1 protein-coding gene is annotated in these 18,222 nt (G+C 76.6%); it reads left to right on the top strand.

The window, feature by feature from the left end; genetic code table 11:
• The first annotated feature begins 172 nt into the window (after nucleotides 1-172).
• On the top strand, nucleotides 173-17,794 hold the full coding sequence (locus ABT354_RS28465) for a non-ribosomal peptide synthetase (RefSeq protein WP_351498908.1): 17,622 nt from the start codon (nucleotides 173-175) through the stop codon (nucleotides 17,792-17,794).
• Nucleotides 17,795-18,222 lie beyond the last annotated feature (428 nt).

An 18,222-nucleotide genomic window follows, 5' to 3' on the forward strand; every position in this document is an offset into this window, starting at 1 on the left:
GCCCGTGTGCGCCGGTGCGCCCCCGTAGCGGCACCGGCCGGCCTGCCCTGCCCGCCCCCGTCGCGGGGCGGGCGGCCCCGGCCCGCGCGGATCGCGCCGGACCCGTGGCGATCACCCCCCACACGACCACCACCACCGGACTCGGACGAGTCCGTCTGCCGGGAGATTTCGCATGAGCATCCGCCGTGATCGTCTGCCGCTCAGCGCGGCTCAGCTCGGACTCTGGTCCGCTCAGCAGTTGGATCCGGCGAGCCCGGCCTATCTGACGGCCGAGTATGTGGAGCTGACCGGACCGCTGGACGAGGCCGCCTTCCTCGCCGCGCTGCGCCGGGCGGTCGCCGACACGGACGGGCTGGGCGTCCGGTTCACCACCGAGGGCGACGAGGTGTGGCAGGAGACCGGGGCGGTGCCGCCCGGGGAGCCCCTCGTCCTCGATCTGCGCGGCGAGGACGACCCCGCGGGCCGGGCCCTCGCCTGGATGGAGCGCGAGCGCTCGGTGGCGGTCGACCTGGTGGGCGGTGAGCTGTACCGGCACGCGCTGCTGCGCACCGGTGCGGCGTCCTGGCTCTGGTACCACCGGTGCCACCACATCCTGCTCGACGGGTACGGGTACCTCCGCTTCGCCGAGCGGGTCGCCGAGGTCTACGGCGACCTGGCCGCCGGACGCACCCCGGCGGACCACCGGCTGGGCTCGCTGCGCGATGTCCTGGCGGCGGACCGGGAGTACACGGGATCCGGCCGGGAGAGCGCGGACGCGGAGTACTGGCACGCGCTCCTCGCCGACCGGCCCACCCCGGTCACCCTCGCCCGCCGGGAACCGGACGGCCCGGACGGCCGCTTCCTGCGCCACCGGAGCGCCCTGACGGCCCCGGCCGCCACCGCGCTGGAGGAGTTCGCCCGGCGGACCCGGACCACCTGGCCGGATGTGGTCCTGGCCCTCTGGGCGCTCTATCTGACCCGGCTGACCGGCGCCGACGAGGCCGTACTCGCCCTGCCCGTCATGAATCGCGCGGGCGGCACCGCCCGGGTGCCCGCCACCACCGTCAATGTCGTCCCCCTGCGGACAGCCGTCGACGAGCGGACCGCACTCGGCCCGTTCGTCCGCTCCGTCGCCGCCGCCCTGCGCGACCAGCGGCGCCACCAGCGGTACCGGGGGGAGCGGCTGCGCCGGGAACTCGGCCTCTCCGGCCGGGGACAGCGGCTCTTCGGCCCGCAGGTCAATATCAAGCCCTTCCCCACCCGGCTCTCCTTCGGCACCTGCTCCGGCGTGGCCCGCTATCTCTCCGCCGGGGCCGTGGACGATCTCACCCTGACGGTGAACGGACTCCCCGGCGCCGGCGGGCTCGACATCACCCTCGACGCCAACCCCCGGCTGTACGGGGCAGCGGAGACGGCCGCGCACACGGAGCGGTTCACCGCCCTGCTCTCCCGGGTCGGCGGATACGACGAGAGCGCCCCGGTGGGCCGGCTCTCCCTGGCCGGCCCCGCCGAGGAGCGGCGGATCCTGGACGACCTCCACCCCGACCCCGACGCCCGCGCGGAGGAGGAGCGCAGGGCGGTGGCCCCGGCCCCCGATCTCTGGTCGGCCTTCGCCGACCGGGTCCGGACCGCTCCCGACGCGGAGGCGGTCCGCAGCGGTGACCGCGCGATCGGCTACGGCGAACTCCACGCCCGCGCCGAACGGCTGGCCCAGGTCCTGCGGGAGCGCGGGGCCCGGCGCGGCACCCTCGTCGCCGTCGCCCTGCCCCGTACCGAAGCACTCCTGGTGACCCTGCTCGCCGTCGTCCGGACGGGAGCTGGGTACGTCCCGCTCGATCCGGCGCAGCCCCGGGAGCGGGTCGCGCGCATGGTGACCGACTGCGGCCCGGTGCTGCTGGCCGCCGCCCCCGGCACGGAGTGGGGGGTTCCGGTGCCGGTGGTGGCCGTCGCTCCCGACGGAACGGCGGCGGTGACGGCCGGCCGGGCGCGGGAGGTGCCCACCGCCGTACCGCACCCGGACGACCCCGTGTGCGTCATCCACACCTCCGGCTCCACCGGCCGCCCCAAGGGGGTGGTCGTCACCCATGGCTCGCTGGCGAATCTGCTCGCCTCGGTGGACGCGCTGCTCCGGCTGGGACCGGCGGACCGGATGCTGGCGGTCACCACCGTCTCCTTCGACATCGCCGCCACCGAACTCTTCCTGCCGCTGCTCGGCGGCGGCACCGTGGTGCTCGCCGACAGCGACCAGGTGCGCGACCCGTTCGCCCTCGGCGCGCTGGTCCGGGCCACCCGGCCGACGGTGATGCAGGCGACCCCCTCGCTCTGGCGGGTGCTGACCGAGGCGGTCCCGGACGATCTCGCGGGGCTGCGGTTCCTCACGGCGGGCGAGCCGCTGCTGCCCGATCTCGCCCGTACCCTGCGGGAGCTGGGCTCCGGCCTCTTCAATCTCTACGGGCCGACCGAGACGACCGTCTACTCCACGGCCGGCGCGGTGCGCGAGGCCGACGGCGCCCCCCATGTGGGCCGTCCCGTCCGGGGCACCCGGCTGTTCCTGCTGGACCGGGCGCTCACGCCGGTCCCCGACGGGCACACCGGTGAGCTGTACATCGGTGGTGCCGGGGTGGCCCAGGGCTATCTGGGGCGGCCCGCGCTGACCGCCGAGCGCTTCACGGCGGCCCCCGCCGGTCTGGGCATGCCGCCCGGCAGCCGGCTCTACCGGACCGGCGACCTGGCGCGGCGGCGTCCGGACGGGCTGCTGGACGTCGCGGGGCGCGCCGACCACCAGGTGAAGATCCGGGGCCACCGGGTGGAGCCGGGGGAGATCGAGGCGGCGCTGCTGGAGCATCCCGCCGTACGGGAGGCCGTGGTCGTGGCCCATCCGGCGGCGGGCGGGGAACGCGTGCTGGTGGCGTATCACACGGGACACGGGGGGACGGCGGGCACGGCACCGGCGGCCCAGGGCGCCGGCACGGACACCCGTACCGGCTCCGACACCCGTTCAGGTTCCGGCACCCGTACAAGCTCCGACACCGGTACCGGCACGGCGAAGTCCGGCGAGGGCGCCGAGCGCGGTGCCCTCGCGCGGGAGCTGCGGGCCCATCTCGCGGCGCGGCTGCCGGACCATCTCGTCCCGGGTGTCTTCATCGCCCTCGACGAGCTGCCCCGGACCGCCAACGGCAAGACCGACCGCAAGGCGCTGCCCGCGCCCGCCCCGGCCGCCCCCGACGACGCTTCGGACCGGGCCGCCGCGCCCGCCTCCGCCGCCGAGGCCCTGCTCCGTACCCTCTTCGCACGGATCCTCGGGGTCCCGGCCACCGGCCCGGACGACGACTTCTTCGCCCTCGGCGGGCATTCGCTCTCCGCCGCCCGGCTGGTCACGGCGGTACGGGCGGAGGCCGGGGCGGAGCTGACCGTACGGTCGCTCTTCGACCACCCGACCCCGGCGCTCCTGGCCGGCGCGCTGGAGCGGGCCGGCTCCGCCCGTGAGCCGCTGCGGCCCCGGCCGAGGCCGGCCCGGCCGCCGCTCTCCGCCGGACAGCGCCGGCTCTGGTTCCTGGCCCGGTCCGGGGAGCCCGACGGGGCGTACAACATCCCGCTCGCACTGCGGGTACGCGGGCCGCTGGACCCCGCCGCCCTCCGCGCGGCCGTCGGTGACCTGCTGGAACGGCACGAGATCCTCCGTACCCTCGTCCCGGCCGTCGCGGGCGAGCCCTATCAGCGGATCCTGGACCCCGTCGAGGTGGTCCCGCGGATCGCCTGGCACCGGATCGCCGCCGCCACCCGCGAGAAGCGCGTCGTCGAGGAGTCCGCGCGGCCCTTCGACATCGCGGAGGAGATCCCGCTGCGGGTCACCGTCCTCTCCCTGGAGGACGGCCCGGCGGGCGACCCGGCGGACGACCCGGCGGACGACCCGGCGGCGGAGGCCGGGACGGACGAGCACACCCTGCTGCTGGTGCTGCATCACATCGCGGGCGACGAGTGGTCCCTGCCGCCGCTCCTGCGTGATCTGGGCACCGCCTACGCGGCCCGCCTCCGGGGCACCGCCCCCGGCTGGGCGCCCCTCCCCGTCGGCTACGCCGACTTCGCCCTCTGGCAGCAGGCCACCGGGCTCCGCGACGAGCGGCGCCTCGGCGAGCTGTGGCGGGAGCGGCTGCGCGGGGCCCCCGAGCGGCTGGTCCTGCCCTGGGCGGAGCAGCGCACTCCGCCGGGCGGCGGCACGGACGGCGACACGGACGCCGGCTCCGACCCGGCCGAGGTGCTCGACTTCCCCATCGGTCCCGAACTCCACGGCCGGGTACGGGAGCTGGCGCTGCGCACCCGGACCACCGGCTTCATGGTGCTGCACGCCGCCTTCGCCGCCACCCTCTCCCAGCTCGGGTGCGGCGAGGACATCGTGGTCGGCGCGCCGGTCGCGGGCCGGGACGACGAGGCGCTGCGGGACGCCGTCGGCTTCTTCATCAACACCCTGGTGCTCCGGGCCGATCTCAGCGGCCGGCCCACCTTCCTGGAGCTGCTGGAGCGGGTCCGCGAGAGCGACCTCACCGCCCTGGCCCATCAGGAGCTGCCCTTCGACCGGATCGTGGAGGCGGTCAACCCGCCCCGGACCCCCGGGGTGAACCCCCTGTTCCAGGTGTTGTTCGCGGTACGGGAGGAGTTCTCCGCCGAGCCCGTCCTTCCCGGGCAGCAGGGCCGTCCGTTCCTGGTGAACACCGGCAGTGCCAAGTTCGACCTCCAGCTCACGGTGAGCGAGGACAGCGCATCCGGCGGGGCCACCGGCCGGCTGGAGTACCGCACCGCCCTGTGGGGCCCCGGTGCCGCCACCCGGCTGGCGGCCGCGTATGTCCGGCTGCTGGAGCGGATGACCGCCGACCCCGGCGCCCGGGTGGCCACCACCGCACTGCTGACCGACGGTGAGCGGGCCCTGGTCCGGGCGGAGAACACCGCCCCGGTACGGGCGGTGCCCGGGGTCTCCCTCGCCCGGCTCTGCGCCGATCAGGCCGTACGCACCCCCGACCGGACCGCGCTGATCGGCGGGGGCGAGGAGCTGAGCCACCGGGAGCTGGACAGCCGGGCGGCCCGGCTCGCCCGGGTGCTCGCGGAGCGCGGCGCCCGCCCCGGCACCCTGGTCGGGGTCAGCCTGCCGCGCGGCACCGACCTGGTGGTCACCCTGCTGGCCGTCGCCCGTACCGGCGCCGCCTATCTCCCCGTCGACCCGGACTTCCCCGCCGAGCGGATCCGGCTGCTCCTGGCGGACGCGCGGCCCGCGCTGCTCGTCACCGACCGGGCGGGCGCCGCCGGTGCCGGTGAGGTGCCGGGCGCCACCCTTCTGCTGGACGACCCGGCCGTGGCACGGGCCCGGCGCGAGGCCGAGCCGCTGGCGCCCGCCGCCGCCCGGCACGGTGCCCATCCCGCGTATGTCATCCACACCTCGGGCTCCACCGGCCGCCCCAAGGGCGTCGTGGTGACCGAGGCGGCCGTCACCAACTTCCTGCTCTGCCTGGCCGGGGAGCTGGGCTTCACCGGTGCGGAGCGGCTGCTCGCCGTCACCACCGTCGGCTTCGACATCGCCGTGCTGGAGCTGTTCCTGCCACTGATCACCGGCGGCACGGTGATCCTCGCCGACCGCGCGCAGGTCCGTGACCCGGCCCTGCTCACCGAGGTGCTGACCCGCTCCGGTGCCACCGTCGTGCAGGCCACCCCCTCGCTCTGGCGGGCGCTGACCGAGAACGGCACGGAGGCGGTACGGGGGGTGCGCGCCCTGGTCGGCGGTGAGGCGCTGGCACCCGACCTCGCCCGTACCCTCGTCGCGCACGCCGACGGGCTGGTGAACCTCTACGGCCCCACCGAGACCACCATCTGGTCCACCTGGGCGGTGCTGGACGAGCGGTCCGCCGCCGCGCCCCCGGTGGGACGGCCGCTGTGGAACACCCGCGCCCATGTCCTCGGGCGCGGTCTGGAGCCGGTGCCCACCGGGGTGACGGGTGAGCTGTATCTCGCGGGGGACGGGGTGGCCCAGGGCTATCTCGGACAGCCCGCGCTGACCGCCGAGCGCTTCACCGCCGAGCCCGACGGGCCCGGTACGCCGCCCGGCAGCCGGATGTACCGCACGGGTGACCTGGCCCGGCGGCGCCCCGACGGCACCCTGGAGATCGTCGGGCGCGCCGACCACCAGGTGAAGATCCGGGGCCACCGGGTCGAGCCGGGCGAGATCGCCGCCGCGCTGCGCACCGATCCCCGGGTCGGGGACGCGGCGGTGGTCCCCCACAGCCTTCCCGGCGACCCCGCGCCCCGGCTGGTGGCCTATCTCACCGGGCCCCGGGACGCGGCCGAGGCCGAGCTGGTCCGGACGGATCTGGCCGGGCGTCTGCCGGGGCATCTGGTCCCCGCGCTCTGTGTGGTGCTCGACGCGCTGCCGCTCACCCCCAACGGCAAGCTGGACCGGGCCGCGCTCCCGGCGCCGCGACTCGATGTCCGGGGCGGCCGGGCCCCCCGGGGCCAGCGCGAGGAGCTGCTCGCCGGGCTCTTCACCGAGATCCTCGGGGTGCCGGAGGTCGGCGCGGACGACGACTTCTTCGCCCTCGGCGGCCACTCCCTGCTCGCCGCCCGGCTGGCCGGACGCTCCGGCGAGGCCCTCGGCCGCACCCTCTCGGTACGGGAGATCTTCGACGCGCCGACCGTGGCGGGGCTCGCCGCCCGGACGGCGGGAGCCGGGGCCGCGCTGCCCGCCCCGGTGCCCCGGCCGCTGCCGGAGCACCCGCCGCTCTCCCCCGCGCAGGCCCGGCTCTGGTTCCTCAGCCGGCTCGACGGCGCCGCGCCGGAGGTGCCGCCCGCCTATCAGCTGCCCTTCGTCCTCACCCTGGACGGGGTGGTGGACCCGGACGCCCTCACCGCCGCCGTCGGGGACGTCGTGGAGCGGCACGAGGTGCTGCGGACCGTCTTCCCCGACCGCGACGGACTCCCGTACCAGCGGATCCTGCCGGCCGGGGGGCCGGTCACGGTCCGGTCGGTCAGCGGGCCCGAGGAGCGGGAGCGGCTGCTCGACGCGGTCTGCCGGGAGCCGTTCGACCTGGCGGCCGAACCGCCCCTGCGGGTCACCCTGTTCCGGGAGCCGGAGCGCACCACCGTGCTCTTCCTGCTCCATCACATCGGCGCCGACGAGGGGTCCGTGGACCCGCTGCTCGCCGATCTCTCCGCCGCCTACGCCGCCCGGCTCGCGGGCGGGCGGCCCGATTCTGCGCCGCTGCCGCTGACCGGGGCCCAGCACGCCCTCTGGCAGCGGGAGGTGCTCGACGGCGAGGGGTGCCGGGCGCAGCTCGGCTTCTGGCGGGAGACCCTGGCCGGGGCCCCGGCGGAGCTGGCTCTTCCGGCGGACCGGCCGCGTCCGGCCCGGCCCGGTGGCCGGGGCGGGGTCGTCCCCTTCGCCCTCTCCGAGGAGGTCTCCCGGGGGCTGCGGGAGCTGGCGCGGGCGTGTGGCGCCACCCCCTTCATGGTGGAGCAGGCGGCCGTGGCCGCGCTGCTGAACGCGCATGGCGCGGGTGACGACATCCCCCTCGGGGTGCCCACGGCGGGCCGTGACCGCACCACCGAGGAGCTGGTCGGCTTCTTCGTCAATACGCTGGTGCTGCGGACCGACCTCTCCGGGAATCCCAGTTTCCGGGAGCTGCTCGGGCGGGTCCGTGCCGTCGCGCTGGACGCGTTCGACCATGCCGATGTGCCGTTCGAGCGGGTCGTGGAGGAGCTGAATCCGGAGCGCTCCGGCGGCAATCCGCTGTTCCAGGTGATGCTGACGCACCGGGTGCGGACGGAGCCCCCGTTCGCCGCCCCGGGGGTCACCGCCGGCTTCGCGCTGCGGGAGACCGGGGCGGCCAAGTTCGATCTGCTCGTCGGCTTCACCGACGATCCGGGCTCCGGGCTGATCGACGGGGCGCTGCTCTATGCCGAGGACCGGTTCGACGCCGCCACCGCGCGGGATCTCGCCCGGCGGCTGGTCGCCCTGCTGACGACGGCGGTCACCGATCCCGGGCTGCCGCTGGGGCGGTACGAGGTGCTGACGGCCGGCGAGCGGGACGCGCTGGCGGCCGCGTGGAGCCCGGGCGCTGTCGCCTCCCCGGCGGACTCCCGTACGGAGGACACCGCCCCGGAGGAGACCGCCCCGGTCGAGGTGACCGAGCGGTTCGCCGCCGCCGTCGCGGCCCGCCCGGACTCCGTCGCGGTGGTCCATGGGGGCAGCGCCCTCACCTACCGCGAGCTCGACGAGCGCACCGACGCGCTCGCCCGGCGGCTCATCGCGCGGGGCGCCGGCCCCGAGGAGCGCGTCGCGCTGCTGCTGCCCCGCTCGCTCGCCCTGGTGGAGGCGGTCCTCGCGGTCGCCAAGACCGGTGCGGCCTATGTCCCCCTGGACCCCGCCTATCCCATCGACCGGCTGGCCGGCACCCTCGGTGACGCGGCGCCCCTGCTGCTGCTCACCGACGCGGAGACGGACCCGGCCGCGACGGCCGCCCTCGCCGCGATGGCGCCCGGGGGGCCGCGTCCGGAGGCGCTGGAGCTGTCGCGGCTCGCCCAGGAGACCGGGGGCGGCCGCACCGGGGGCATCACCGACGCGGAGCGGACTGCTCCGCTCCACCCCGACCAGGCCGCCTATCTCATCCACACCTCCGGCTCCACCGGCCGTCCCAAGGGCGTCGTCGTCACCCGGCGCAATCTCGCCCGGCTCTTCGACGCCACCCGGGACTTCGCCTTCGGCGCGGACGACGTGTGGACCCTCTTCCACTCGTACGCCTTCGACTTCTCCGTCTGGGAGCTGTGGGGCGCGCTTCTGCACGGCGGGCGCCTGGTCGTCGTCCCGAAGGACCTCACCCACGCCGCCCTCGACTTCCTGCGGCTGCTGCACACGGAGGGGGTGACCGTCCTCAACCAGACCCCGTCCGCCTGCTACCAGCTCACCGAGGCCCTCACCGCGCCGGACTCCCCCGGTGTCCCCCCGTCGCTGCGCCGGATCGTCTTCGGCGGCGAGGCGCTGGACGCCGCCCGGGTGGCCCCCTGGGTCGCGGGGCGGGACGCGCCGCGCCTGGTCAATATGTACGGCATCACCGAGACCACGGTCCATGTCACCGGGTACGAGCTGACCCGGGAGCGGATCGCGGCGGCCGGCGCGCGGGGGGCGACCCCGATCGGCGGCGCCATCGGGGATCTGCGGCTGATGGTGCTGGACGACGCGCTGCGCCCGGTCCCGGCGAACGTCACCGGCGAGCTGTATGTCGCGGGCCCCGGCCTGGCGCGCGGCTACCGGGGGCAGCCGGGTCTCACCTCGGCCCGCTTCGTGGCCGATCCGCACGGCGCGCCCGGTGCGCGGATGTACCGCAGCGGCGATCTGGCCCGCTGGTCCCCCGGGGGCGGGCTGATCCATCTGGGGCGGGCGGACCGTCAGATCTCGCTGCGCGGCTTCCGGGTGGAGACCGGCGAGATCGAGGCGGTGCTGCGGACCCTCGGCGCGGTGCCCGCCGCCGCCGTGGTGCTCCGTACCGATCTGCCCACCGGCCCCGGTCTGGTCGCCTACACCACCGGCGGTGCGGACGCCGCACGGCTGCGCGCCGTCTGTGCCGGGGCCCTGCCCGAGCACATGGTGCCGTCCGCGTTCGTCGCGCTGGAGCGGCTGCCGCTGACCGTCAACGGCAAGCTGGACGAGGCCGCCCTGCCGCTGCCCGCGCGGGAGGGCCCGTCGGGCGGCCGGGCGCCGCGCACCGAGCGGGAGCGGGTCCTCGCCGGGCTGTACCGGGAGCTGCTCGACCTCGGGCAGCTCTCCGTGGACGACGACTTCTTCACCCTGGGCGGGCATTCCCTGCTGGTGACCCGGCTGGCCGGGCGGATCCGTGCGGAGCTGGGCGTCTCCGTGTCCGTACGGACCCTGTTCGATGTGCGGACGGTGGCGGGGCTCGCGGCACGGCTGGACGCCGACGGCCCCTCCGACGAGCCGGCCCGTACGGTGGTGCCGGTCGCCGCCGCCGACCGGCCCGAGCCGCTGCCGCTCTCCCCCGCCCAGGCACGCCTCTGGTTCCTGCACCGGCTCGCCGGGGCGGCCACCACCTATGCCGTCCCGCTGCTGCTGCGGTTCTCCGCGCCGGTGGACGCCGGTGCGCTCGGCCGGGCGCTGGCCGCGCTGACGGAGCGCCACGAGATCCTGCGGACCGTCTATCCGGAGTACGAGGGGCGGCCCGTCCAGCGGATCCTGCCGCCCGATGGCGCCCCGCTGGAGGAGATCCGCGTCGGCGCCGACGCCCCCGGGGACGACGGCCGACAGGCCGCCGACGACGCGTTCGCGCGGACCGCCCGGCGGATCGCCGCCGACGCCTTCGACCTGCGGACCGAACCACCGCTGCGGGCGCGGCTGCTCACCGCCGCCGACGGAAGCGCGGCCCTTCTGCTCGTCCTGCACCACATCGCCACCGACGAGTGGTCCACCGGCCCGCTGGTACGGGATCTCGCCGCGCTGTACGGGGCCGAGCGCGACGGCGCGGCGCCGCCCCCCGTACCCCCGCTCCAGTACGCCGACCACACCCTCTGGCAGGACCGGGTGCTCGCGCGGGAGACACCCCGGCTGCTCGCGCACTGGCGGGCCGTGCTCGCCGGGGCGCCCGCCGAGATCCCACTGCCGCTCGACCGGCCCCGGCCCGAGGAGGTCGACCAGCGCGGCGCATCCGCCGAGTTCACCGTCCCGGCGGCGGTGCACCGGGACGTCGCGCGGCTCGCCGCCGACAGCGGGGCCACCCTCTTCATGGCCCTCCAGGCGGCGTTCGCGGCGCTGCTCACCGCCCAGGGGGCGGGGACCGATCTGCCGCTGGGCACCGTGGTGGACCAGCGGCACGACGACGGTCTCCGGGAGCTGCCGGGGCTGATCTCCAATACGGTCGTCCTGCGCACCGACACCTCGGGGAACCCGACCTTCCGGGAACTCCTGGAGCGGGTCCGGCGGGTCGATCTGGACGCCTTCGAGCATGCCGCGCTCCCCTTCGAGCGGCTGGTGGACGAGCTGGCTCCCGAGCGTTCGCTCGCCCGTCATCCGCTCTTCCAGGTGGCGGTGATCCATCAGAACGCGCCCGCCGGCACGGCCTTCGGCGACGGGACGGTGCGGGTCGACCCGGTGGAGACCCGGGAGGCGAAGTTCGATCTCACCCTCGCCGTCGTGGAGAGCGCGGGCACACAGGGGCTGCGGGCCGCCGTCAACTACCGGACGGCGCTCTTCGACGCGTCGACCGCCGTCGCGCTGGGCACCCGGCTGAACCGGCTCCTGGAGTGGGTCTGCGCCCACCCGGACCGGCCGGTGGGGGACGCGCCGCTGATGGACGCGGCGGAGCTGCGGCGGGCCGTCACGGACGGTACCGGCCCGGACCGCCCGCTGCCCGCGACCACCCTGGTGGAGCTGGTACGGGAGCGGTGTGCCCGGACCCCCGGCGCGGAGGTGCTGCGGGACGGCGAACGGGTCTGGAACGGGGCGGAGTTCACCGCCGAGGCGGACCGGATCGCCCGCCGGATCGCCGCCACGGGCGCGCGCCGGGGAGGGCTCCGGGGGCGGACGGTCGCCGTCCGGCTGCCGCGCTCCGCCGAGCTGGTCCTCGCGGTGCACGCCGTGCAGCGCGCCGGGGCCGCCTATCTGCCCATCGATCCGCAGCTGCCCCGGGCCCGGGTGCGGGAGCTGCTCGACGACTCCGGGGCGGTGCTCCTGGTCGGGGCGGGAGCCTGGTCGGGGCCGGAGCCGGCACCGCTGCCGTATCTCGACCTGACCTCGGACGACGACACGGGCGCCGGGGCGGAGGGACGGGTGGTGCTCACTCCCCCGGCCCCCGGCGACCCGGCGTACACGATCTTCACCTCGGGCTCCACCGGCCGCCCCAAGGGCGTCACCGTGGCGCACTCCGCCATCGTCAACCGGCTGCTGTGGGCACAGGACACCCATCGGCTCACCGCCGGTGACCGGGTGCTCCTGAAGACGCCCGCGAGCTTCGACGTCAGTGTGTGGGAGCTGTTCTGGCCGCTCCTCGCGGACGCGACCCTGGTGGTCGCCGGGGACGAGGACCACCGTGACCCGGCCCGGATCGCCCGGCTGCTGCACGAGCACGCCATCACCACGGTGCACTTCGTGCCGTCGATGCTGGCCGCCTTTGTCGCCGTCGCCGGTCCGGGGGCATGTGCCAGCCTGCGGCGGGTCATCACCAGCGGGGAGAGCCTGCCCGCCGCCACCGCCGAGCGGCTGCTGCGGCTGGCCCCCCACGCGGAACTGCACAATCTCTACGGGCCCACCGAGGCCGCCGTGGATGTCACCGCGTGGCGGGTCACGGAGCGGGATGTCGCCGACGGCCGGGTCCCGATCGGCCGGCCCGTCCCCAACACCGGGACGTTCGTCCTGGACGCGGCGCTGCGGCCGGTGCCCACCGGGGTCCCCGGCGAGCTGTATCTCGCCGGGGTCCAGCTGGCCCTCGGCTACCACGGCCGGGCGGCGCTGACCGCCGAGCGTTTCACCGCCGCCCCCGACGGGCTCGGTCTGCCGCCCGGTGCCCGGCTGTACCGCACCGGTGACCTGGCGGCGCGGCGGGCCGACGGTGCCCTGCTCCATCTCGGCCGTACCGACCACCAGATCAAGCTGCGCGGCCAGCGGATCGAGCCCGGGGAGATCCAGGCCGTCCTGGACGCCCATCCGTCGGTCGAGCACAGCGCGGTGATCGCGCGGACCGACCCGGACACCGGCGCGGTCCATCTGGTCGGCTATGTGGTCCCGGCGGCGGGGGCGGGCGACGACACCTCCGGGCTCGCCCGCCATCTCGCCGAGCGGCTGCCCGCCGCGCTGGTGCCCACCGCGCTGGTGGCGCTCGGCGCGCTGCCGGTGACGCCCAACGGCAAGCTGGACCGGGCCGCGCTGCCCGCGCCCGTCCTGGTCTCCGAGGAGAGCTGGGCGGAGCCGGCCGGCGCGGACGAGCGGCTGCTCGCCGGGCTCGTCGCCGAGCTGCTGCGGATCGACCGGGTGGGTCTCGACGACAGCTTCTTCGCCCTCGGCGGGGACAGCATCCTCTCCATCCAGCTGGTGAGCGCGGCCCGCACGGCGGGGCTGCGGTTCTCCCCGCAGGATGTCTTCCGGCAGCGCACGGTGCGGGGGCTGCTCTCCGTCGCCGGGCACGGGGATCCGGCGGAGGACGACGACCGGCCCGCCGGCCCGCCGCCCGGTGAGCGGGCCCCGGTCACCCCGCTCCAGGAGGGGCTGCTCTTCCTCGCCCAGTACGAGGGCGGCCACGACGGTCCGTACGAGGGGGACGGCGGCGCCGGGCAGGGGCTCCTCGACGTCTACCACGTCCAGGTCGTCCTGCGGCTGGGCGGCGGGGAGATCGACGGTGACCGGCTGCGGACCGCGCTGACCACCGTCCTGGAGCGGCATGCCCCGCTCCGGACCGCGTTCACCGCCGAGGACGGCGTCTGGACCCAGCGGGCCGTCCCCGGGGTCACCGCCGATCTGGAGGAGGTGGATCTGCGGCGCCGCAGGCCCAAGGAGCGGGACCGCCGGGCCCGGCGGCGGGCCGAGGACGACCGGGTGCGCCGTTTCGACCTGGCCGCGCCGCCGCTGCTGCGCGCCACCCTGGTACGGCTCGACGACACCACCGCCGAGCTGATCCTCACCGGGCACCACCTGGTGCTGGACGGCTGGTCGCTGCCGCTGCTCGTACGGGAGCTGCTCCATCTGTACGGAGGGGCCGTCCTCGCCCCCGCCCCCCGCTACCCGGAGTATCTGCGCTGGCTCGCGGGCCGGGACCGGGAAGCGGCGCGGGAGGCCTGGCGCACCGCGCTGGCGGGGGTCGGCGAACCGACGCTCCTGGTCCCCGGCGACGCGTCGGAATCCGAGCTTCCGCAGGAGTACACGGTCCGGCTCGACGCGGCGCTGACGGCCCGTCTCGCCGCGTTCGCCCGGGAGCGGGAGCTGACCCTGAGCGTGCTGGTCCAGACGGTCTGGGCGCTGGTGCTCGGGGCCGCGACCGGCCGCCGGGACGTGGTCTTCGGCACCGTCGTCGCGGGCCGCCCCGGTGAACTCCCCGAGGCGGCGGACATGATCGGACTCTTCGTCAACACGGTGCCGGTACGGGTCACCACCCGCCCCGAGGAGACGCTCGCGGAGCTGCTGGAGCGGGTGCGCGACGACTTCACCGGGCTGCTCCCCCATCACCACCTGGGGCTCGCCGACATCCAGCGGGCCGCCGGGCAGGGGGTTCTCTTCGACACGCTGACGGCGCTGGAGAACTATCCCGCCGACACCCTGGACGCCCTGGGCGCCTCGGCGGGCCTCACGCTGGAGGAGGTGAGCGGCCGGGACGCCACCCACTATCCGCTCACCTTCGTCGCCGTGCCGGGTCCCGAGCTGACGCTGCGGCTGGCCCACCGGCCTCGGTCGATCGGCGCGGACCGGGTCGCCGCCCTCGCGGACCTGGCCCGCCGGCTCCTCGCGACGCTGGTGGAGGCGCCGGGGACCCGCATCGGCTCACTGGACCTGCTGCCGGAGCGGGAGCGCGCACTGCTGCGCGCCCAGGGCGACGGACCGGCGGCGGTGCCCGCCCGGTCCTGGGCGGGGCTCTTCGCGGACCGGGTCGCGGCCCGCCCGGAGGCCGTCGCCGTGGACGCGCCCGGACTCACCCTGAGCTATGCCGGGCTCCAAAAGCGGGCCATGCGGCTGGCCGGCCGGCTGGCGGCGGCGGGCGCGCGCCCCGGGGCGCTGGTCGCGGTGGTGCTGCCGCGCTCCGCCGACCTGGTCGTGACCCAGCTCGCGATCCAGCTGACCGGGGCGGCGCAGCTGCCCGTGGACCCGGACTATCCGGCGGACCGGGTGGCGTACATGCTCGCCGACGCGGAGCCCGCGCTGGTGGTCACGGGGCGGGCACTCGCGGAACGCCACCCGGACGCGCTGGTCGTGGCGGGCGCGGCGGCCGGGGACGACGGTGACCCCGGGGACCCGGGGCACGGTACGGACGGCGTCAATGCCGGTCTAGGTGTCGGCGTCGGCGTCGGCGTGACCCCCGATCACCCCGCGTATGTCATCTACACCTCCGGCTCCACCGGCCGTCCCAAGGGCGTGGTCACCACCCACCGGGGGCTCGCCTCCCTCGCCGCCTCCCAGGCGGAGCGGCTGGCGATCGGGCCGGAGAGCCGGGTGCTCCAGCTGGCGTCGCCGTCGTTCGACGCCTCCGTCATGGAGTCCCTGATGGCCCTGGCCACCGGTGCGACCCTGGTCGTCCCCGAGCCGGGACCGCTCGCGGGCGAGCTGCTCGGGGAGACCATCGCCGCCCGCCGGGTGAGCCATGCCCTGATCCCGCCGACCGCGCTCACCGGTCTGGAGCCGGACGGTCTGGAGACCCTGCGGACCCTGGTCGTCGGCGGCGAGGCCTGCTCCGCGTCGCTGGTCGCCCGCTGGGCGCCGGACCGCCGGATGGTCAACGCGTACGGGCCGACGGAGGTGACCGCCTGCGTCACCATGAGCGAGCCGCTCACCCCCGGCGCCCCGCCGCCGATCGGCACCCCGCTGGCCGGGGTACGGCTCCGGGTCCTCGACAGCATGCTGCGGCCGGTGCCCTGGGGCACCGTGGGCGAGCTGTACGCGGCCGGCGCCGGGGTGGCACAGGGCTATCTGGGCCGTCCCGGGCTCACCGCCGAGCGCTTCACCGCCGAGCCGGACGGGCCGCCCGGCAGCCGGATGTACCGCACCGGTGACCTGGTCTCCCGCGACGAGCACGGTGTCCTGCACTACCACGGGCGCGCCGACGACCAGATCAAGCTGCGGGGCTTCCGGGTGGAGCCGGGCGAGATCCTGGCCGCGCTGCACCGCGATCCGGCGGTCCGTACCGCCGCCGTGGTGGTCCGTCAGGAGGCGGCGGGCGGGCCGCGCCGGCTCGTCGGCTATCTCGTGCCCGCCGATCCGGCGGCCGGGATCGACACCGAGGGGCTGCGGGCCGCGCTCGCCCGCTCGCTGCCGGACCATATGGTGCCCAGTGCGCTGGTGACCCTGGCGGAGCTGCCGGTCACCCCCAACGGCAAGCTGGACCGGGACGCCCTCCCCGCGCCGGACTTCACCTCCGCCGTGGGGCGGGGCGTGTGCGCCACACCGCTGGAGGAGCTGCTCGCCGGGGTCTTCGCCGAGGTGCTGCGGGTGCCCGGGGCCGGCGCGGAGGACAGCTTCTTCGCCCTCGGCGGGGACAGCATCCTCTCCATCCAGCTGGTCGCCCGTGCCCGGGGCGCCGGGGTACGGATCACCCCCCGGGAGGTCTTCGAGCATCCGACGGTGCGCGGGCTCGCCGCGCTGGTCGCCGGACGCGACCCCGCCGCCGGGGCCGTGGCCGCCACGGTGGCCGCCACCGGGACGGCGCCGCTGACCCCGGTCATGCGCTGGCTGGCCGGGCGGGGCGGCCCCGTGGGCAGGTTCAGCCAGTCCATGCTGCTGACCCTGCCGCCGGGGATCGGCGACGAGCGGCTCACCCGGGTCCTCGGCGCCGTCCTGGACCGCCATGACGCGCTGCGCGCCCGGGTGGACCTCGACGCCGGTACGTTCACGGTGCCGGCGGGACCGTACGACACCGCCGGGGTGCTCGACCACGGCACGGGTACGGGCGGGTTCGCCGAGGCGGAGCTGGCGCGCGAGGTGGACGAGCTGGCCGCCGGTCTTGACCCGGCGGCCGGGCGGATGGTGCGGGCCCGGGTCTGGCACGCCGACGGCGAGGAGGCGGGCCGGCTGCTGCTGGTCGTGCACCACCTGGTCGTGGACGGGGTCTCCTGGCGCATCCTGCTGGACGACCTGGCCCGCGCCTGGGCCGCCGTCGCCGAGGGCCGTACGCCCGCGCTCGACCCGGTGCCGACCTCCTTCCGGGGCTGGGCCCACGCCCTGGTGGAGCTGGCGGCGGGGCGCGCCGGGGAGCTGCCGCTGTGGCGGGAGGCGCTCGACGGCGGCGCGCTGCCCCGGGTCGCCCCGGGGGCGGCGGGCCGGACGGCCGACGCCCGGCACCGGATCGTGTCCCTCCCCCCGGAGACCACCCGTGCCCTGCTGACCACGGCCGGGGAACGCCATGGCGCCCGGGTGCAGGATCTGCTGCTGGCCGCGCTCGCCATCGCGGTACGGGAGTGGAGCGGCGCGGAGCGGGTGAGCTTCCCGGTCCATGTCGAGGGCCACGGCCGTGAGGAGCAGATCGGCACGGGGCTGGATCTCGCCCGTACGGTCGGCTGGTTCACCAGTGTCTATCCCGTGCGGCTGGCGGCGGAGGCGGGTGATTCGTCCGCCGGGGCGGTCGCCCGGGTCCGCGACGAGCTGGCCCGCGTTCCCGACAGCGGTGTCGGGTACGGGCTGCTGCGCCATCTCCACCCGGAGTCGGGCGCGGTGCTGGCGGGGCTGGCGGAGCCCGCCATCGCCTTCAACTATCTGGGCCGCTTCGCCGGGGCCGGTGCCACGGCCGGCGCGACCCCGGAGCGGCCGTGGACACCGGCGCCGGGGGCGGGGGTCCTCGGCGGCTCGGTCGACGCCGAACTGCCGATGGCTCACGCGGTGGAGGTGAACGCCGTCACCCGGGACACGGAGACGGGACCCGAACTGCACACCCGGCTCACCTGGTCACCCGGGGCGCTCGCCGACGACGACGCCGGGGAACTCGCCCGGTGCTGGACGGCCGCCCTCACCCGGGTCGCCCTCGCCGACCCGGGCGGCGGGCGGGGCCCGTCGCCCCGCACCACCCCGGACGCCACGGCGCTCTCGCCGCTCGGCCCCGAAGAGACCGCACTGCTCGAAGCCCGTTGGAGGAACCGGTGAGTGTCAGCAGCAACGCCGAGCGCAGGAACGGCGACCGTGTGGGGGCCGCTCCCGGCCCCGGCAACGCCGCCACGGTGAACGGCGGCGCGGCGCCCGGCCCTTCGGGGCGCGGTGACGCCCCGGGCGCCGGAGCCCTCGTCGGCACCCCGCCGGACGACACCTCCGCGACCGACGGCACACCGAACGGCACCACGATGAGCAGCGGGCCCGCACACAGCGGCGCTCCCGGGAGCGCGACGGACGACACCACCGCAGTCGGCACACCGAACGGCACCACGGCCGACGGGCGGCGGACCCGCCCCGCCGTGGACAGCGCTCCGCAGGGGGACCCCACCATGAACAGCGGCCCGGCCGGCGACGGCACCCACGGCACGGCGGGCGACGCACCCGTCGACACCACGGCCGACGGCTCGCGGGCCGCCCGCGCC

The organism is Streptomyces sp. NPDC000594 (assembly GCF_040299965.1).
GTDB lineage: Bacteria > Actinomycetota > Actinomycetes > Streptomycetales > Streptomycetaceae > Streptomyces.